16 protein-coding genes are annotated in these 18436 nt (G+C 65.8%); 14 read left to right on the top strand and 2 right to left on the bottom strand.

The window, feature by feature from the left end; all coding sequences use genetic code 11:
* The first annotated feature begins 4 nt into the window (after positions 1 to 4).
* The gene (locus tag CXR03_RS05445; RefSeq protein ID WP_104102855.1) at positions 5 to 1690 is read left to right on the top strand and encodes a formate--tetrahydrofolate ligase; all 1686 of its coding nucleotides are present in this window, start codon (positions 5 to 7) and stop codon (positions 1688 to 1690) included.
* Between the two features lie 34 nt (positions 1691 to 1724).
* Here CXR03_RS05445 and CXR03_RS05440 read toward each other — a convergent pair whose 3' ends face one another.
* A complete protein-coding gene (locus CXR03_RS05440) occupies positions 1725 to 2810 on the bottom strand; it encodes an inositol-3-phosphate synthase (RefSeq protein WP_104102446.1) in 1086 nt (361 codons plus the stop codon).
* Between the two features lie 175 nt (positions 2811 to 2985).
* On the opposite strand from CXR03_RS05440, the gene CXR03_RS05435 reads away from it, so the two are divergent.
* The 4 genes from CXR03_RS05435 (at position 2986) to CXR03_RS05420 (ending at position 7680) form a co-directional block, all read left to right on the top strand.
* On the top strand, positions 2986 to 4461 hold the full coding sequence (locus CXR03_RS05435) for a glycosyltransferase family 87 protein (RefSeq protein WP_181034496.1): 1476 nt from the start codon (positions 2986 to 2988) through the stop codon (positions 4459 to 4461).
* Complete coding sequence (locus CXR03_RS05430) at positions 4458 to 5900, top strand: NAD(P)/FAD-dependent oxidoreductase (protein WP_104102445.1); 1443 nt, start codon at positions 4458 to 4460, stop codon at positions 5898 to 5900. The genes CXR03_RS05435 and CXR03_RS05430 overlap by 4 nt, the downstream gene beginning before the upstream one ends.
* Before the next feature lie 123 nt (positions 5901 to 6023).
* Positions 6024 to 7331 carry a hypothetical protein gene (locus CXR03_RS05425; RefSeq protein ID WP_104102443.1) on the top strand — a complete coding sequence of 436 codons (1308 nt, stop codon included), beginning with the start codon at positions 6024 to 6026 and terminating at the stop codon, positions 7329 to 7331.
* A gap of 79 nt (positions 7332 to 7410) precedes the next feature.
* Positions 7411 to 7680 (top strand): hypothetical protein, encoded by a 270-nt coding sequence (locus CXR03_RS05420; RefSeq protein ID WP_104102441.1) that lies wholly within the window; start codon positions 7411 to 7413, stop codon positions 7678 to 7680.
* A gap of 24 nt (positions 7681 to 7704) precedes the next feature.
* Here CXR03_RS05420 and CXR03_RS05415 read toward each other — a convergent pair whose 3' ends face one another.
* A complete protein-coding gene (locus tag CXR03_RS05415) occupies positions 7705 to 8025 on the bottom strand; it encodes a putative quinol monooxygenase (protein WP_104102440.1) in 321 nt (106 codons plus the stop codon).
* Positions 8026 to 8138: 113 nt separating this feature from the next.
* Here CXR03_RS05415 and CXR03_RS05410 point away from each other — a divergent pair, with 113 nt between their 5' ends.
* The 9 genes from CXR03_RS05410 to CXR03_RS05370 all read left to right on the top strand — a co-directional run bounded on the left by CXR03_RS05410 (position 8139) and on the right by CXR03_RS05370 (position 18396).
* A complete protein-coding gene (locus CXR03_RS05410; RefSeq protein ID WP_104102438.1) occupies positions 8139 to 9821 on the top strand; it encodes an ABC-F family ATP-binding cassette domain-containing protein in 1683 nt (560 codons plus the stop codon).
* 14 nt (positions 9822 to 9835) lie between these two features.
* Positions 9836 to 11062: an MFS transporter gene (locus tag CXR03_RS05405; RefSeq protein ID WP_104102436.1), complete on the top strand. Its 1227-nt coding sequence runs from the start codon at positions 9836 to 9838 to the stop codon at positions 11060 to 11062.
* A gap of 85 nt (positions 11063 to 11147) precedes the next feature.
* A complete protein-coding gene (locus CXR03_RS05400) occupies positions 11148 to 12221 on the top strand; it encodes an ATP-binding cassette domain-containing protein (RefSeq protein WP_104102435.1) in 1074 nt (357 codons plus the stop codon).
* Entirely contained in the window at positions 12218 to 13063 is an 846-nt protein-coding gene (locus CXR03_RS05395) for an ABC transporter permease (RefSeq protein WP_104102433.1), read from the top strand. Before CXR03_RS05400 ends, CXR03_RS05395 begins: the two co-directional genes overlap by 4 nt.
* 45 nt (positions 13064 to 13108) lie before the next feature.
* Entirely contained in the window at positions 13109 to 14056 is a 948-nt protein-coding gene (locus CXR03_RS05390) for an ABC transporter ATP-binding protein (protein ID WP_104102432.1), read from the top strand.
* A complete protein-coding gene (locus CXR03_RS05385) occupies positions 14053 to 14904 on the top strand; it encodes an ABC transporter permease (protein WP_104102431.1) in 852 nt (283 codons plus the stop codon). Before CXR03_RS05390 ends, CXR03_RS05385 begins: the two co-directional genes overlap by 4 nt.
* A 188-nt stretch (positions 14905 to 15092) precedes the next feature.
* Positions 15093 to 16061: an ATP-binding cassette domain-containing protein gene (locus tag CXR03_RS05380; protein ID WP_104102430.1), complete on the top strand. Its 969-nt coding sequence runs from the start codon at positions 15093 to 15095 to the stop codon at positions 16059 to 16061.
* A gap of 2 nt (positions 16062 to 16063) precedes the next feature.
* A complete protein-coding gene (locus tag CXR03_RS05375) occupies positions 16064 to 16942 on the top strand; it encodes an ABC transporter permease (protein ID WP_104102429.1) in 879 nt (292 codons plus the stop codon).
* Positions 16943 to 17121: 179 nt separating this feature from the next.
* Positions 17122 to 18396 carry a M18 family aminopeptidase gene (locus tag CXR03_RS05370; protein ID WP_104102427.1) on the top strand — a complete coding sequence of 425 codons (1275 nt, stop codon included), beginning with the start codon at positions 17122 to 17124 and terminating at the stop codon, positions 18394 to 18396.
* The last annotated feature ends 40 nt before the right edge of the window (positions 18397 to 18436 follow it).

Raw genomic sequence — 18436 nt, 5'->3', positions numbered from 1 at the left:
AATGATGCGCGCAGCCGCTGACATGTCCAGTGATTTGGAAATCTCCCGCCGGGCCGTGATGAAGCCCATTACGGACATCGCCCGTGCGGCCGGCATCCCCGAAGAAGCCCTGGAACTGTACGGACGGTACAAGGCCAAGATTGACCCGGCACTGGTGCCCGCACGCAGCACCCGCGGAAAGGTGGTGCTGGTCACCGCCATGAGCCCCACCCCGGCCGGAGAAGGTAAATCCACGGTCACCGTCGGACTGGGCGATGCACTGGCCAAAGCCGGAGCAAACACCGTCATAGCCCTGCGTGAACCTTCACTGGGGCCGGTACTGGGCATGAAGGGCGGTGCCACGGGCGGCGGCTGGTCGCAGGTGGTGCCCATGGAGGACATCAACCTGCACTTCACCGGCGACTTCCACGCCATCACCACCGCCAACAACGCGTTGACGGCGTTGCTGGACAACCACATCTACCAGGGCAACGAGCTGGGGATCGATCCGCGCCGGATCACCTTCCGCCGCGTCATGGACATGAATGACCGCTCGCTGCGGGACATCGTGATCGGCCTGGGCGGCCCGGTGCAGGGCGTGCCGCGCCAGGACGGGTTTGACATCACCGTGGCTTCGGAAGTCATGGCCGTCTTCTGCCTGGCCCGGGACCTCGCCGACCTCAAGGAGCGGCTGGCCCGGATCACAGTGGGGTACACCTACGACCGGCGGCCTGTCACGGTGCGGGATCTGGGCGTGGAGGGCGCCCTGACGCTGCTGCTCAAAGACGCCGTGAAACCGAACCTGGTCCAAACCCTCGCCGGGACGCCGGCACTGGTCCACGGCGGTCCGTTCGCCAACATCGCACACGGCTGCAACTCGGTGATCGCCACCGAACTGGCCCGCACCGTCGGCGACATCGTGGTCACCGAGGCAGGCTTCGGCGCCGACCTTGGCGCCGAAAAGTACATGGACATCGCCTCGCGGGCCGCGGATGTGGCCCCGGACGCCGTCGTCCTGGTGGCAACGATCCGGGCCCTGAAGATGCACGGCGGGGTGCCGAAGGACCGGCTGAGTGAGCCGGACTTCGCCGCGCTGGAGGCGGGAACGGCCAACCTGCGCCGGCATATCCGCAACATCGCCAGGTTCGGCCTGAGTCCTGTGGTTGCGGTGAACACCTTCACCACGGACACGCAGGAGGAGGTGGACTGGCTGCTGCAGTGGTGTGCAGGTGAGGGTGTGGCCGCTGCCGCAGCCGATGTCTGGGCCAACGGAGGAGGGGAAAGCGGGGGTGATGCGCTGGCCGCCAAGGTGCTGGAAGCCCTGGAGGAACCGGCGGATTTCCGCTATCTGTACCCGTTGGATATGCCGGTCGAGGAGAAGATCCGGACGGTGGTCCGGGACATTTACGGAGCCGACGACGTCGAGTTTTCCCTGCCGGCCCTGCGCCGGCTGGAGGAAATCAAGGCCGGGGGATGGGATTCGCTGCCGGTGTGCATGGCCAAGACCCAGTACTCCTTCTCGGACAACGCGGCCCTGCTCGGAGCACCGACCGGTTTCACCGTGCACGTGCGGGACCTGATCCTGAAGACCGGAGCCGGGTTTGTGGTTGCGCTGACCGGTGCCGTGATGACCATGCCGGGACTGCCGAAGGTTCCGGCAGCAATGCGCATGGACGTTGCCGCGGACGGCACGCCCTCCGGCCTGTCATAGCCGGCGGGCGTGCCGAGCGGGGCAAGCGCCGTTCTTAGCGCTCCACCTCGCCGCGGATGAACTGCTCCACCTTTTCCTTGGCAATGTCATCGTTGTACTGCTCCGGCGGGGACTTCATGAAGTAGCTTGACGCCGAGAGGATTGGTCCGCCCACACCCCGGTCCAGTGCAATCTTGGCCGCCCGGATGGCATCGATGATGACACCGGCGGAGTTGGGGGAGTCCCAGACCTCCAGCTTGTATTCCAGGGACACCGGAGCGTCGCCGAAGTTGCGGCCCTCAAGGCGCACAAAGGCCCACTTGCGGTCATCGAGCCAGGCAACGTAGTCCGAGGGGCCGATGTGGACGTCGTCGGCCTTCAAATCGGCTGAGGTATTGGAGGTGACGGCCTGCGTCTTGGAGATCTTCTTGGATTCCAGGCGCTCGCGCTCAAGCATGTTCTTGAAGTCCATGTTGCCGCCAACGTTGAGCTGATACGTGCGGTCCAGGATGACGCCGCGGTCCTCGAACAGCTTGGCCATCACCCGGTGCGTGATGGTGGCGCCGATCTGGCTCTTGATGTCATCGCCGATGATCGGAACGCCGGCGGCGGTGAACTTGTCCGCCCACTCCTTGGTGCCGGCAATGAAGACGGGCAGGGCATTCACGAAGGCAACACCGGCGTCGATGGCGCACTGGGCGTAGAACTTGGCAGCCTGCTCGGAACCGACGGGCAGATAGCAGACCATCACGTCAACGGCGTTGTCCTTCAGTGCGGCAACAATATCCACCGGCTCGGCGTCGGACTCTACGATGGTCTCGCGGTAGTACTTGCCCAGGCCGTCGAGGGTGTGGCCGCGCTGCACGGTGATGCCGGTTTCCGGAACATCAGCAATCTTGATGGTGTTGTTCTCGCTGGCGCCGATGGCGTCGGCCAGGTCCAGGCCAACCTTCTTGCTGTCGACGTCAAAGGCGGCGACAAACTGCACGTCATTGACGTGGTAGCTTCCGAACTCCACATGCATCAAACCGGGGACCGTCAGGTCCGGATCTGCATCGCGGTAATACTGCACGCCCTGCACCAGCGATGCCGCGCAGTTTCCCACACCAACGATTGCGACCCGAATGGGGTTCTTAGCCACGGTTCTCCTTTGAAGACGAGTTATCAACCGCCGCACCTGCGGCGGCAAGACCGGGCCCAGTCTACGGCCTCTACCCAAGCAATTAGTGTTTGGCATCACAGCTTCAAGCAGCGGCGGAGACTGCGGCTCCGCCCGGCACCCGGAGAAGCCGGGGCGGAGCGGCATACTGGTAACCATGGAGCCCAAGCCCCGACGCCAGCCGCTGCGGATAGTGGTGCCCAGCCGCAATGACCCGCTGCTGCGGGAACTCACCGAGGGCATTGGCGGTCCGTTGGGCCGCCACACCGCCCCGGGCATCGTGACGCCCGGGTTCTTTACAGTGGAGCGGGTCCTGATCCTGCTCACCACGGCAGCAGCTCTGCTGGCGGTGCTGGTGAAAATGCCGTGCCGCACCGGCGGCTGGACCGCACCGACACACTTCTATCAGGCCTGTTACTCGGACTGGCCGGTCCTGTTCGACTCCCGCGGTCTGGCGCAGGGCGTTTTTCCCTTCCTGACCCCGGACGCCGCCTTCGAGTATCCCGTGCTGCTGGGGCTGCTGGCGGGCGCCGTTGCCCTGCTGGTGCCCGACGGCGGATCGCAGGAACGCGCGCTGGCCTACTTCGACATCAATGCGGTCCTGGCGGTCCTGGCCTGGATCGGCACGGTCATCGCGACCATGCGGATGGCCAACCGCAGGCCCTGGGACGCTGCCATGGTGGCGCTGGCCCCCGCCATGATCCTGTCGGTGTTCATTAACTGGGACATTTGGGCCGTGCTGCTGGCGGCGCTGGGCATGCTGGCTTTTGCGCGCAGCCGCCCGGTCCTAGCCGGAGTGCTGCTGGGTCTGGGGGCGGCGCTGAAGCTCTATCCGGTGCTGATCCTCGGCGCCGTGCTGGTTCTGGCACTGCGGACCGGGCGGCTGCGCCCGGCCTTCCAGGCAGCGGGCGCAGCTGCGGCCGCCTGGCTGGTGGTGAACGTTCCGTTCATGGTTGCCGACTTCACCGGCTGGAAGTTCTTCCTGACCTTCACCGGGGAGCGGCCTGCGGGATACTCCTCCGTATGGTTTGCGTGGAACGTGCTGGCGGAGCGGTGGGGGCAGCCGCAGGCGGATTCAGGGTTCATCAATTTCTGGGCCTATTTCCTGTTCGCCGCGGCCTGCGCGGGCATTGCCCTGCTGGGACTTGCCGCTCCGAGCCGGCCCCGGCTGGCGCAGCTGGCGTTCCTGATTGTTGCCGCCTTCATCCTGAGCAACAAGGTGTATTCGCCCCAGTTTGTCCTGTGGCTGATTCCGCTGGTGGCGCTCGCCCGTCCCCGGTGGAGAGACTTTTTGATCTGGCAGTTCTTCGAAGTGCTCCACTGGTGGGCCATCTGGATGTATCTGGGCGCCCAAACCTCCGGCGGCTCCGCCCAGAACAATATCGACGCCGCCTACTACGTGTGGGCCGTGGCCGGGCACGTGCTGGCCACGGCCTGGCTGATGTCCCAGGTGGTCAGGGACATCCTGGTGCCGGCCCGCGATCCGGTGCGTCGGCTGAACATCGATGATCCGCAGGGCGGTCCCTTCGACCACGCACCCGACCGGTTCCGGCTGCGCCGCAGGATCAGCGGCACGGCAGCTGGGGAAGCCGGCACCCAGACATCCACTCCGAGGGAAGCAGGAACACCATGACCGATGTTGCGGTGGTTGGTTCCGGGCCCAACGGTCTGGCGGCTGCGGTCATCATGGCCCGTGCGGGGCTGTCGGTGCAGGTTTTCGAAGCGGGGCCAACGGCCGGCGGCGGCAGCCGCACCAAGGAACTGCTGGAGCCCGGCCACCGGTACGACGTGTGCTCGGCCGTGCATCCCATGGCCCTGGCGTCCCCCTTCTTCCGCCGGTTTGAACTGGCCGACCGCATCAAGCTCACGGTGCCGGAGATCTCCTATGCGCATCCTCTGGACGGGGGCGACGCCGGACTGGCCTACAAGGACCTGGAACGCACCGTCGAGGGGCTGGGGGCGGACGGGCCTGCCTTCCGTAAGCTGATGTCCCCGCTGGTACGGCGCAGCGAAGCCATCACCGAGCTGCTGATGTCCCCGCTGATCCGGGGCTACCGGCAGCCCGGTGCGGCATTGGCGTTCGGCCGCGCCGTCCTGGACCAGGGCACCCCGTTGTGGAACACGCGGTTCACCGCCGACAAGGCGTCGGCCCTGCTCACCGGAGTCGCCGCCCACCCGGTGGGACGCATGCCCTCACTGCCGTCGGCCGGCGGCGGCCTGCTCCTGGCCCTGCTCGCCCACACCGTGGGCTGGCCGGTGCCCGACGGCGGATCCCAGGCAATTGCCGATGCCATGGTGAAGGATCTGCAGGCACACGGAGGGGAGCTGGTCACGGACCACCGGGTGTCCTCGCTGGATGAGGTCCGCGGCGCCAGGACCGTCCTGCTCGATGTTTCCCCCAGGACCCTGCTGGAGCTCGCCGGGCCGGAGCTGCCGGGACGGTATGCGGGAGCGCTGGGCCGGTTCCGGTACGGCAACGCTGCCTGCAAGGTGGACTTCATCCTCTCCGGCCCGGTGCCGTGGGCCAACCGGGAAGTGGGACGGGCCGGAACGGTGCACCTGGGCGGGCGCCGCGCCGAACTTGCCGCCGCGGAGGCGCAGGTCGCGGCGGGAGAACATCCACACAAGCCCTACGTCCTGCTGTCCCAGCCCAGCAGCTTTGATTCCTCCCGGGCACCGGCGGGCCGCCATATCCTGTGGACCTACTGCCACGTTCCGGCCGGTTCCACGGTGGACATGACCGAAGCCGTCACCGCGCAGATTGAACGGTTCGCACCCGGCTTCCGCGACGTCGTCGTGCGCTCGCAGGTGACGACGGCGGCGGACCTGGAGCGCTACAACGAGAACTATGTGGGCGGTGACTTTGGCGGCGGCGCAGTGAACCTGTGGCAGATGGCGGCGCGCCCCGTACCGGCAGTGAATCCATGGCAAACTCCGCTTCCGGGGGTCTATCTCTGTTCGGCGTCTACGCCGCCGGGGCCCGGGGTCCACGGTATGGGTGGCTTTCATGCCGCCGGGCTGGCACTGCGCCGGCATGCCCTGCCGATGCCGGACCTTGGGGTAAACAGCTAAGGAACGGGAGCCCGGCCCGGTGACGGAACGGGAACAAAGCGGCGCCGGATAAGAGACACCGCTGCAAGCTTGTATGTTTAAATCCAGCGGAACCCCGCTCACGCTCTGCAGGGGGAATGGACCATGCACAACCAGGACAATGGGGAGCCGGCGAATCCGGACACCCTCGTCCCGCCTCCCGTAACCGGGCGCCTGAGCCCGCGCTGGTGGCTGGCGGTGCAGTCGGCACTGATTGCCTACGGCCTGACCCTGGGCGCAGCCCTGGTGACCATGGCGCTGCTGGTCCTGGGATTCTTCCTGGGCGGGGCAGGTGCCCTGAACGCCATGAATGATTCGGCCGGCAGTATGGGGGCCAGGCTTGACGGCCCCTCGGCCCTGGCGATCTATCCCTTTTTCCTGGCCGCGATGGCGTTGGGCGGAACAACGGTCCTGACAGTGTCCTCCACCGTAACGGACTTCGGCGCGCCGCTGGTCAGCGTGTGGGTGGGGGTTCTTCCCCTGGCGCTGACAGCTGTGGCAACGGCAGCACTCTGGCGCCTTGGCCGCCGCGCGGAACGTAAGGCCGCACTGGAATCAGACGGGGCCCGCTGGATTTACGCAGGACTCACGGGACTGGCGCTGGCTGCCTTCTCCGTGCTGCTGAGCCTCCTGGTTTCACTGCGTGGAAACACTGACACCGGTGACGCGTTCCTGACCGCTGCCTCACCGAGCCTGGTGGCCGGCGCCGCCCTGCTGGGGACGGCGGCCAGCTGGGCGGGACGGAAACGCGAGGCCGGTACGGAGCTTCGCTGGTTCAGGCGGGCTGAAGCAGCACTGCCGGGGCTTCGGCCGGCGCTGCGCCTGGCCGGCTGCCATTATCTGGCCTACACCTGCGTGATTGGCCTGGCGCTGCTCGTCACGGCCCTGGCGCACGGCGGGGCTGCGGTGGCCTTCGCCGCACCGCTCTGGCTGCCGACGGCGTCGGCCTGGGCCTTCGCCGTTGGCCATCTGTCCGCAGTGGCGAACCTGGGGTTGCCGCTGCCGGGACTCTTTCCGCTGACCGTGGGCGACCTGCCCGTCTGGGCCAGTGCCGCCGTCGGAGTCCTGGCGCTGCTGCTGGCCACGGCGGCGGCAGTCCTCTGGTCCCTCAGCCGGGGCCGTAACCGGGGCGAGCCGGCAGGGCAGGAATCATGGCTGACCCTGCCGGCGGTTTTCGGTCTGGGCGGCGCGCTGCTGTCTGTCATCAGCCTCGTGGCGGCGGGACAGGGCGCCGCCGGAGGCAGCGGGTTCGGCCCGGGCGCGGGAATCGTTGGCCCCGCCTGGTGGACGTTCCTGGTCATGGCTGGCTGGGGAGTGGTGATCGAAGCGGGCTCGCGGACACTGGCCCCTCAGCTGGGGCACCTGGTGCCGCGGCGGATGGCCGCATTCTTCAGCGGGACCCCCGGGAACTGACGCCGGCCGCCCCGGACCTGGCCTGCGTCCCTTGCGCTCAGGACCCCGGCATGGGCAACTGGAACCAGGAGGTTTACCGATGACCGTGCACCTGAACAACCACCACCGGGACACCCTGGACCAGATCCTGCGGCATCCCACCAGTTCCAACATTGAGTGGAAGAGAGTCCGCTCCCTGCTGGAGGCCGTCGCCGACACCACGCGGGAACACAACGGCAAGTATGAGGTTACCCTCGCCGGTGAAACCGACTATCTGGAGCCTCCGCGGGGCAAGGACATTGACGAGCAGACCGTTGTGGACCTGCGCAAAATGCTGACCCGGGCCGGATACACGCTGGACACCAAGTAGGATCCGCCGGCCCGTGGCCGGTGGCTACTCGACGGTCAGTTCACCCATCCGGGACCAGTCTTCGCCCTCGATGACCGTGTTGATGATCTTCGGAGTCTCGACCAGCGCCTGGACCATATCCTTCATGGCCTGCTGGAAGTGCTCGCTGCCCACGTGAGCCTCGGCGGCGTCGTCCTTGAAGGCCTCCACGAGGACAAACTCGTTGGGGTTTTCCAGGCTTCGTGACCAGTCGAACCACAGGTTGCCGGGCTCGGCACGGGTGGCGGCGGTGAAATCTTTGGTCAGTTCCGGCCAGCGCTCCACCCATTCCGGCTTGACGTTGAACTTGACGGTAATGAAGATCATCTTCGCTCCTTAGCGGGGTATTTCCGGCGTGTCCCGGGCGGAGACACGCGGCCTTCATCCTAGGCACGTCAGGGCCGCGGCTGTCCATCCCGGCGGGATGGGAGGATGGAAGTGTGGCACACCTCGACGTATCCAACATTGACTATTTCCTCTCCGACGGCCGGCAGCTGCTCAACGGCGTCAGCTTCAAGGTGGGGGACGGGCACAAGACGGCCCTGATCGGACCCAACGGCACCGGCAAGACCACCCTGCTGCGCATCATCGCCGAGGACATCAAGGCCGACGAGGGGACCGTGTCCAAATCCGGATCCATGGGCATCATGCGCCAGTTCGTGGGCCAGGTCCGCGATGACAGCACGGTCCGGGACCTTTTGGTCTCCGCCGCCCCGCCGGCGCTCGCCGCGGCCGCCAAAGCCGTGGATGATGCGGAGCTGGCGATGATGGAGCACGACGACGAGCCCACCCAGATGCGCTATGCCACCGCCATTGCCGACTGGGGAGACGCCGGCGGCTACGAGCAGGAAACCGTCTGGGACGAGGTCACCATGGCGGCCCTCGGCATGCCCTTTGACCGCGCCCAGTACCGCAAAGCCTCCACCCTGTCCGGCGGCGAACAGAAACGCCTGGTCCTGGAGGCACTGTTCTCCGGCCCGGATGAGCTGCTGCTGCTGGATGAGCCGGACAACTACCTGGACGTTCCCGGCAAGCGCTGGCTGGAAGCCAAACTCGCTGAGTCCAAGAAATCCGTCCTGTTCGTCAGCCACGACCGGGAGCTCCTGGACAACGCCGCCACCCGCATCGTCACCCTGGAACCGGGAATCAACGGCGCGTCGGCCTGGATCCACGGCGGCGGATTCAGCAGCTATGTCACGGCACGCGAGGACCGCAACGCCCGGTTCGAGGAACTGCGCCGGCGCTGGGATGAGGAGCACCTCAAGCTCAAAGAGCTTGTGAACATGTACAAGAACAAGGCGGCGTTCCGCTCCGACATGGCCAACCGGTACCAGGCCGCCCAGACCCGGCTGGCCAAGTTCCTCGAAGCGGGCCCGCCGGAAGCCCTGCCGATTGAACAGAACGTCAAGATGCGCCTGCGCGGAGGACGCACCGCCAAACGGGCCGTCGTGGCGCAGAAACTGGAGCTGACCGGGCTGATGAAGCCGTTCAGCACGGAAATCTGGTTTGGCGACCGGGTGGGTGTGCTTGGCTCCAACGGGTCCGGAAAGTCCCACTTCCTGCGCCTGCTGGCCCTGGGCGGCACCGACCCGGACAAGGAACACGAGCCGGTGTCCGAGGTGGAAATCTCGCCCGTTCCGCATGAGGGGTCCGTCAAGCTCGGCGCCCGCATCCGGCCGGGGTTCTTCGCCCAGACCATGATGCGTCCGGACCTGCTCGGAAAAACCCTGCTGGACATCCTGCACCGCGGTGATGAACACCGCTCCGGCCTCGGACGCGAAGCCGCCGCCGGAGCCCTGGACCGCTACGGCCTGGCGGCGTCCTCCGAGCAGAAATACGACTCGCTTTCCGGCGGGCAGCAGGCGCGGCTGCAGATCCTGCTGCTGGAACTCTCCGGTGCCACCCTGCTGCTGCTGGATGAGCCCACCGACAACCTGGACCTGCACTCCGCCGAAGCCCTGGAAAAGGCCATCGAGGCGTTCGAAGGAACCGTTCTGGCCGTCACCCACGACCGCTGGTTCGCCCGCAGCTTCGACCGTTTCCTGGTGTTCGGTTCCGACGGAAAGGTCTATGAATCCGAGACTCCGGTCTGGGATGAGAAACGCGTGGTCCGCGCGCGGTAGGGGACAATATTGCCGTGACCGAAAAGAACCCGACTGACACTGCCCAAAAAGAGACTGCCCTCAACAAGGCACTCATTGCCGTTTTCGTGGTTTTCGGCCTCAACGGCCTTGTCTTTGCCAGCTGGGCGGCCCGCATTCCGGCCGCGGCCCAGGACCTCGGTATTGGTGCGGCCGGCGTGGGGCTGCTGCTGCTGTTTTCCGCGATCGGCTCGGTAACGGCGCTTCCGCTGGCCGGTTCGGTGGCACAGCGGATCGGCACCGCCGGCACTGTGCGTGCCGGCGGGATTACGACGTCGGCCGCGTCCCTGATCATCGCCGCGGGACTGTACCTGGAGTCGATTCCGCTGACGGCCGTGGGTTTGCTGATCTTTGGCGTCGGCATTGCCGGCTGGGACGTTGCGATGAACCTGGAGGGCGCGGACGTGGAGCGCCGGCTTGGCCGGAACATCATGCCCAAATTCCACGGCGCGTTCTCCGGCGGTTCCTTTGTGGGCGCCCTGATCGGCGCCGGGCTATCCGCTCTGGGTATCTCGCTGTCCCTGCACCTGCTGGGCATCCTGACCGTGGTCTGCATTGCGGTGCTGATCGTGCCGCGCAACTTCCTGCAGCTGTCACATGCCGTCCACGGCACCGACGGTACCGGCGCGGCTGTCAAACCCTCCCGCTTCGGCGCCTGGAAAGAAGGACGCACGCTGCTGATCGGCGTCGTGGTTCTGGGCGCGGCGCTGACCGAAGGCGCCGCCAATGACTGGGTGGCCAAGGCGACCGTGGACGGGCTGGGAACCAGTGAGTCCGCCGGCGCCGTAATGTTCGCCGTCTTTGTGGCCGCCATGACTCTGACGCGCTGGTTCGGTGCCCGGCTGATCGACCGGATGGGCCGCGTGCCGGCGTTGCGCATCTGCATGGGCGCGTCTCTCGTAGGCCTGCTGCTCTTTGTCCTGGCACCCAACCTTCCCCTGGCCGCGCTTGGCGCCGTCCTGTGGGGAATCGGCGCAGCGCTGGGCTTCCCGATGGGCATGTCGGCCGCCGGCGAGGACCCGGCGCACGCTGCGGCCCGGGTGTCCGTTGTCTCCACCATCGGCTACTCGGCCTTCTTCATTGGGCCGCCGGTGCTCGGCTTCCTGGGCGAACACTGGGGAATCCGTAATTCCCTGCTGGTGGTGGGCGCAGCCATGCTGCTTTCCATCATTTTTGCGCCTGCCGCCGCCGAGCAAAAAAAGGTTTCGATCCAGGAGCCCTGATCAGCCGGCCGGGTCTTGTTCCAGCGGACCGGACCTGTCCGCAATAGGGGTTCCGAACGCTGACCGCACGGTTTACCTTCGGACGATGTCCACTACCCCCATTTCTTCTTCGGGGCTGCCCGGCCCCGTCCCGGGACTCATCCAGGCGCAGGCAGTCACGAAGGTTTATTCCTCCAAATCGGGTCCGGTCCGCGCGCTGGACGGCCTGGATATCTCCGTGCCGGAAGGTACCGTCATGGCCCTGCTGGGCCCCAACGGTGCCGGGAAAACCACGGCCGTCAAAGTCCTCACCACCCTGATCAAACCCGACGCCGGCACACTGAGCATTGACGGTATCGATGTGCTGGCCGACCCCAAGGAAGTGCGCCGCATCATCGGCGTCTCAGGCCAATATGCCGCCGTCGATGAAAACCTCACCGGCCAGGAAAACCTGCGGATGGTGGGCCGGCTCTACCACCTGTCCGCCAAAGAGGCCCGGACACGGGCCGCGGAATTGATCGACATGTTCGAACTGACGGATGCCGGCAACCGGCCGGTGAAAGGCTATTCCGGCGGCATGCGCCGCCGCCTGGACCTGGCCGGCGCCCTGGTCAACAGTCCCCGGGTCCTGTTCCTGGATGAACCGACCACCGGGCTGGACCCGCGCAGCCGCCTGGCCCTGTGGCAGGTGATCAAGGACCTTGTTGCCGCCGGGACCACGCTCCTGCTGACCACCCAGTATCTGGAAGAAGCGGACCAGCTTGCCGACGCCGTGGCCGTGATCGACCGCGGTGTAGTGATTGCCGAGGGCACCTCGGACCAGCTGAAGTCCCGGATTGGCGGTCACAGTGTTGCGGTGGCCCTGATCGACGGGAACGACGCCGGCGCGGCACGGGAAATACTCGCCCGGCACGGATCCGCTGCACCCCACACCGCTGATGACGGCAGGACCCTGGAGGTGGCGGTTCAGAACGGACCGGCCTCCCTGCAGCTGGTTTTGGCGGACCTTCAAACCCAGGACATTGGACTGCACGACGCCGGCATCCGGCGGCCCACCCTCGATGACGTGTTCCTGCAGCTGACCGGCCGGCCGGCGGAGGAGGAACAGGAACCGGAGGCCGCGGTCACCGCTGAAGGACACGGCAAAGCAGCCCGGCACAGGGAAGGAGCCCGCCAATGAGTGCCGCCGCAACCCGGCTTCCTGCAACCGCCGCCCGCGGTAACTCGGCCGCGGCCAACTGGGCCGGTGACGGCTGGACGGTCACCAAACGGAACCTGATCAAGATCAAGCGCTCCCCGGACATGATCATCTTCGCCGTCCTGCAGCCGGTCATGTTCGTGCTGCTGTTCAGCCAGGTCTACGGCGGATCCATCAACGTTGCCGGCACGGACTATACGCAGTACCTGATGGCCGGGATCTTTGCGCAGACCGTGGTCTTCGGATCCACCTTCTCCGGTGCCGCCATGGCCCAGGACTTGAAAGAGGGGATCATCGACAGGTTCCGCACCCTGCCCATGAGCCCCTCCGCAGTGCTGATCGGACGGACCAACTCGGACCTGGCGCTCAACGCGATTTCGGTGCTGATCATGATGGGCACGGGGTTGCTGGTGGGCTGGCGGGTCAATACGTCCTTTGCGTCCTTCCTGGCCGCCGTGGGGCTCCTGCTGCTCTTCTCCTACTCCTTCAGCTGGGTCATGGCGCTGCTCGGCATGACCGTGCGCACCCCCGAAACCATCAACAATGCTTCGTTCATGATCCTGTTTCCCATCACCTTCATTTCCAATGCGTTTGTGCAAAGCTCCACGCTGCCTACGCCGCTGCGCATTTTCGCGGACTGGAACCCCGTCTCAGCCCTGGTCCAGGCGGTCCGGGAGCTGTTCGGAAACCTGGGAACCACCCCGGTACCCGACACCTGGCCCATGCAGCACGCGGTGGCCACGGTGCTGATTGGATCTGCGGTAATGCTGCTCATCTTTGTTCCGCTTGCCGTGAGGAAGTTTGAGTCGGTGAGTTCCCGGTAGGAACCCCAGGCTGCAAGATGGAAACACCAAGTGTGAGGACACACCATGATCGAGGCACGCGAACTCACCAAGCGCTTTGGCGACAAAACCGCCGTCGACGGCATTACCTTTTCGGTCCCGCCGGGCAAGGTCACCGGATTCCTTGGGCCGAACGGTGCCGGAAAATCAACCACCATGAGGATGATCGTCGGATTGGACCATCCCACCGCCGGCACCGTGACCGTCAACGGAAAACCGTACGCCGGGCACCGGTCTCCCCTCCATGAGGTGGGTGCCCTGCTGGAGGCTAAGGCAGCGCACCCCAAACGCACCGCCTACAACCATCTGCGGGCCATGGCCGCCACCGAAGGTATTTCCGCGGCCCGCGTCAACGAAGTCATCGAGCTCACGGGCCTCGGTTCCGCGGCGCGGAAGAGGGTCGGCGGGTATTCGCTGGGCATGGGGCAGCGGCTGGGTCTGGCAGCGGCGCTGCTGGGGGACCCGCAAACCCTGATCCTGGATGAGCCGGTTAACGGACTGGACCCGGAAGGCGTGAAATGGGTGCGCTTCCTGGTCCGGGGACTGGCAGCCGAGGGTCGCACCGTCTTCATCTCCTCCCACCTGATGAGCGAGATGGCGGTGACCGCCGACCATCTGATAGTGATTGGCCGCGGCCGGATCCTGGCCGATGCTCCCATCGACGAGGTAATCGCCGGCAGCAAGCAGGAGCGTGTCCTGGTGCGCACGGACGACACAGGTGCCCTGGCCGCCGCCCTCGGCTCACCGGGAGTGGAAGTGCGCAGACAGGAGGCGGATCAGTTGGAGATCCTTGGTCTGAGCACCCGCAGCATCGCTGAAACTGCGTTTTCCCGGGGGATCCTCATCACCGAGCTCACCCCGCAGCAGGTCTCCCTGGAGGACGCCTACATGGAGCTGACCGGCGGCGAGGTTGAGTACCAGTCACAGCAGAGGACCGCCCCCTATCTGCCGGCCGGAGAAGGACAACAATCATGAGCACAGCAGCAGGGGCCGTACGGGGGCCCCGGAGTTCCGGCGCCGGCCGTGTCACTTTCGCCCGGGTGCTGCACTCCGAGCTGATCAAGACCGCCACGGTCCCCTCCACCGTTATCCTGCTGGCGGTGAGCTTCGCGGTGATGGTTGGGCTGGGCGCCCTGGTCGCCTGGGGAACAGTTCAGCTGGTGAATGACCCGGCGGCCGGCCCTCCCGAAGGGTTCGGCACGTCAGCGCAGAGCCTGGCCTATGACATCCCGGCATCCGGGCTGCCCTTCGGCCAGCTGCTGGTCGCCGCGCTGGCCGTGGTGCTGATCGGATCCGAATACACCACGGGCATGATCCGCTCCACCATGGTGGCCGTGCCCACCCGCACCCCCGCACTGCTGGCCAAGACCCTCGTGATCGCTGTCATTTCCTTTGTTCTTGGTGTCCTGGCTGCGTTCACCACCTATCTGGTGGCCCAGCCGATACTGTCCGGGTCCAACCTGGATTTTGGGCTGGATGCGCCGTGGGTATTGCCCTCCATCATCAACACCGGCACGGTGCTGGCCCTGATCGCCGTCATGGGCGTGGCCATCGGTGCCCTGCTCCGCAGTACGGCCGGGGGAGTGGTGACCCTCGTCGGAGCACTTTTTGTCCTGCCGATTATCACCGGACTACTCTCCGGCCTTGCGGACTGGGTGGAAGACGCCGACCGCTTCCTGCCCAGCAGCGCCTCTGCCGCGCTGGTAGCCACACGCGTCCAGCCGGACGCGTTCAACCAGGCTGAAGGCGGTCTCATTCTTGCCGGCTGGGCCGTGGTGCTGCTTGCCGCCGCCGTCGTCGTCCTCAAAAAACGGGACGTCTAAGCGGGAACGAGGGGCGGGGCGGCTGAACGGACTCAGGGTCTTCCCTGAGTCATCCTCCGGGGGGACCCGGAAAAGCACCGAAATCATCCTCTAGGACGGTGCGGGCCGCCGTGCGCTCCTCTAGGGTGGGGGAAGCCCCCCAAGATTTTATTCCGCCCAATGTATTTCCGCCCAATGTGAGGATCACCATGATCGAGGCACTCGGCCTCTCGAAACGCTACGGTGCCAAAACCGCCGTCGACAACGTTTCATTTACCGTCCAGCCGGGCAAGGTCACCGGCTTTCTCGGCCCGAACGGCGCCGGCAAGTCAACCACCATGCGCATGATCGTGGGACTGGACCGTCCCACCGGCGGCGCCGTCACCGTCAACGGCAAGCCCTACAAGCAGCACAAGGCACCCCTGCATGAGGTGGGGGCCCTGCTGGATGCGAAGGCCGTCCACACCAAGCGCTCTGCGTACAACCACCTGCGCGCCCTGGCTGCCACCCACGGCATCTCCAACAAGCGGGTCAACGAAGTCATTGAACTGACCGGGCTGGGTCCGGTGGCAAAGAGGCGGGTGGGCGGCTTCTCGCTGGGCATGGGGCAGCGGCTGGGCATCGCCGTCGCACTGCTGGGCGACCCCCAGACCCTGATCTTCGACGAGCCGGTCAACGGACTGGATCCGGAGGGGGTCCTGTGGGTCCGCAACCTGGCCAAGGGACTGGCTTCTGAGGGGCGCACGGTGTTCCTTTCCTCGCACCTGATGAGTGAAATGGCCGTCACCGCGGATCACCTGATCGTGATCGGGCGCGGCCGGATCATTGCCGATGCACCGATTACCGAGATCATTGCCGGGCAGGACAAGATCCGCACGCTGGTGCGCACAGACCAGCCGGAAGAACTGCGCCGTGAACTCGAGAACCGTGAAACCACGTTCACGCAGCTGGAACCGGACCTCCTGGAGATTACCGGCCGGGATCCGCGCAGCATCGCCGAGGCCGCCCTGGCCCGGCAGATCCTGATCTATGAACTGACACCCCGCCAGTCCTCCCTCGAAGAGGCGTACATGGAACTGACCCGGGACCAGGTCGAATATCAGTCACAGGCCATCGAGCAGCCAGAGGCACAGGCCCCCGCAGCCGAAGCCACTTTGATCAGCGGCGGAGGAAAATAAGCATGAGCATCCAAACAGCACCAACACCTGCTCCGGCTCGAAGCCGGGACGGCTCGGGCCTGAGTTTCGGGCGCATCCTGCGCTCGGAGTGGATTAAGGTCACCACCGTGCCCTCCACCGTGATCCTCCTGGCCATCACGCTCGTCGTCATGGTGGGACTCAGCGCCCTTTATGCCTGGCAGTTAGCAGTGTCCGTTGAGTTCATGGCGGACGCCTCTCCGGAAATGCAGGCCCAGATGGGTGGAGGCATGGACATGCTCCGGGAACAGGCGCTGATGGCACCGGCCAGCGGCTACATCTTCGGCCAACTGCTGATTGCCTCGCTGGCAGTTGTCCTGATCGCCTCTGAGTGGGGCACCGGCATGATCCGGTCCACCATGGTGGCCGTTCCCGCCCGCATTCCTGCCCTGCTGGCCAAGAACCTTGTGATTGCCCTCATCGCCTTTGTCCTGGGTGCCGGCGCGGCATTCATCTCCTATTTCCTGGCCCAGCCAATCCTCGGCGCGGAAAATCTGGAGTTCGACTTGACTGAGGACGGAGTGCTGCGCTCCATCCTGAACACCGGAACCTATCTGGCGTTCATCGCCGTGATCTCCATGGGGATCGGCACGCTCCTGCGCAACACCGCCGGCGGCGTGGTGACGGCCATTGGACTGTTCTTCGTCTTCCCCGTGATCATCGTGAACCTCATTCAGGGGCTGGCCGACTGGATCCCTGACGCCGCCCGCTTCCTCCCCACCAACGCCGGGGACCGGATGCTTTTGATTCCGGCTGATGAAGCCGGGCAGCTCACCGCCCTCGAAGGCGGCCTGGTTATGGCGGCCTGGGCTGTTGCGCTGTTGATCATCTCCCTGCTCGTGGCCAAACGCCGCGACGTCTAGGGACTGAATTCTTCGGGGACGGAGGATGCGGAAGAACGGCCGCAGCCTCTTTCCCCGGATCCCCGTTGCCGGGCACTCAAACTCCTCCACAGTGGGGAGTTTTTGTGTTTAACAAGTTGGCAGCCCACGGTTTCGGGCAGCCATTACGCACGCGGAGCAGGCTCTGGTTGAATCGGAGTATGCCTGATGCATTGGATCACATTCATGACCTTGGCGCTTTTGTCAGCGCCTCCCCCTCCAGCTTCCATGCGGCCCGCGAGGGTGCGCGCCGCCTCGCGGCTGCCGGGTTCACCGAACTCGGCGAGGACCACTCCTGGCCGGCCGGGCCGGGGAAGTACCTCGTGGTGCGGGACGGTGCCCTGATCGCCTGGATCGTTCCGGAAGGAGCCGGAGCGGGAACGGGATTCTCGATTCTGGGCACCCACACCGATTCGCCGTCCTTCAAGCTCAAGCCCCGCCCCACCACCGGAAAGCTCGGCTGGCTGCAGGCCGGCGTGGAGGTGTACGGGGGACCGCTGTTGAATTCCTGGCTGGACCGTGAACTCCAGTTGGCCGGGCGTCTGGTCACCTTCGATGGCGAGGAGCGGCTGGTGGAAACCGGTCCGCTCATGCGTTTTCCACAGCTGGCCATCCACCTGGACCGCGCCGTGAACGAAGGCCTGAAGCTGGATAAGCAGCAGCACATGAACCCGGTCTGGGGTCTGGGGGATCCCTCCGCCGCGGACCTGGTGGGCCTTTTGGCCGCCAAAGCGGGCCTGGCGCCGGAGGAGATCGGCGGCTACGACATCGTGGCCGCAGACACCCAGGAGCCGCGGACATTTGGAGCCGAGAATGAGTTCTTCGCTTCAGGCCGGCTGGATAACCTGTCCTCGGTTCATGCCGGCTTGGCGGCGCTAATTGCCGCCGCGGAGAACAAGACGGACGGCTCCATCGCCGTGCTGGCTGCCTTCGACCACGAGGAGGTGGGCAGCGGGAGCCGGTCCGGTGCCGCAGGCCCCTTCCTGGAAGATGTGCTGAACCGGATTACGGCCGGACTGGGCGCGTCGGAGGCGGAGCGGCAGCAGGCTTTCGCGGCGTCGTTCTGCATCTCCGCGGATGCCGGCCACGCCGTGCATCCCAACTATGCCGAGCGCCATGATCCGGCCAACCATCCCGTGCTCAACGGCGGTCCGCTGCTCAAAATCAATGCCAACCAGCGCTACACCACAGATGCTCCCGGTGCCGCCCGCTGGGCCCGGCTATGCCGGGACGCCGGAATTCCCTACCAGGAGTTCGTTTCCCACAACTCGATGCCCTGCGGGTCCACCATCGGGCCGCTGACCGCCACCCGGCTGGGGATCCGTACCGTCGACGTCGGTATTCCGCTGCTGTCCATGCATTCGGCCAGGGAGATGGCCGGTGTGCAGGATCCCTTCTATCTTTCACGGGTGAGTGAAGTGTTCTTTATCCGCTGACACCAACCGGCGCAGATGCCGGCCCGGGTGCGCGGCGTCA

It is taken from the genome of Arthrobacter sp. 08Y14, assembly GCF_002929455.1.
Lineage (GTDB): Bacteria > Actinomycetota > Actinomycetes > Actinomycetales > Micrococcaceae > Arthrobacter_B > Arthrobacter_B sunyaminii.
The sequence above is the reverse complement of the archived record's forward strand: the minus strand, read 5'-3'. Positions and strand labels throughout refer to the sequence as shown.

What these genes read in the sequence shown, in the direction of transcription:
- CXR03_RS05445 (WP_104102855.1), top strand. Translation starts at nt 5, where the DNA reads ATGCGCGCAGCCGCTGACATGTCCAGTGATTTGGAAATCTCCCGCCGG.
- CXR03_RS05435 (WP_181034496.1), top strand. Translation starts at nt 2,986, where the DNA reads ATGGAGCCCAAGCCCCGACGCCAGCCGCTGCGGATAGTGGTGCCCAGC.
- CXR03_RS05430 (WP_104102445.1), top strand. Translation starts at nt 4,458, where the DNA reads ATGACCGATGTTGCGGTGGTTGGTTCCGGGCCCAACGGTCTGGCGGCT.
- CXR03_RS05425 (WP_104102443.1), top strand. Translation starts at nt 6,024, where the DNA reads ATGCACAACCAGGACAATGGGGAGCCGGCGAATCCGGACACCCTCGTC.
- CXR03_RS05420 (WP_104102441.1), top strand. Translation starts at nt 7,411, where the DNA reads ATGACCGTGCACCTGAACAACCACCACCGGGACACCCTGGACCAGATC.
- CXR03_RS05415 (WP_104102440.1), bottom strand. Translation starts at nt 8,025, where the DNA reads ATGATCTTCATTACCGTCAAGTTCAACGTCAAGCCGGAATGGGTGGAG.
- CXR03_RS05400 (WP_104102435.1), top strand. Translation starts at nt 11,148, where the DNA reads ATGTCCACTACCCCCATTTCTTCTTCGGGGCTGCCCGGCCCCGTCCCG.
- CXR03_RS05395 (WP_104102433.1), top strand. Translation starts at nt 12,218, where the DNA reads ATGAGTGCCGCCGCAACCCGGCTTCCTGCAACCGCCGCCCGCGGTAAC.
- CXR03_RS05390 (WP_104102432.1), top strand. Translation starts at nt 13,109, where the DNA reads ATGATCGAGGCACGCGAACTCACCAAGCGCTTTGGCGACAAAACCGCC.
- CXR03_RS05385 (WP_104102431.1), top strand. Translation starts at nt 14,053, where the DNA reads ATGAGCACAGCAGCAGGGGCCGTACGGGGGCCCCGGAGTTCCGGCGCC.
- CXR03_RS05380 (WP_104102430.1), top strand. Translation starts at nt 15,093, where the DNA reads ATGATCGAGGCACTCGGCCTCTCGAAACGCTACGGTGCCAAAACCGCC.
- CXR03_RS05375 (WP_104102429.1), top strand. Translation starts at nt 16,064, where the DNA reads ATGAGCATCCAAACAGCACCAACACCTGCTCCGGCTCGAAGCCGGGAC.
- CXR03_RS05370 (WP_104102427.1), top strand. Translation starts at nt 17,122, where the DNA reads ATGCCTGATGCATTGGATCACATTCATGACCTTGGCGCTTTTGTCAGC.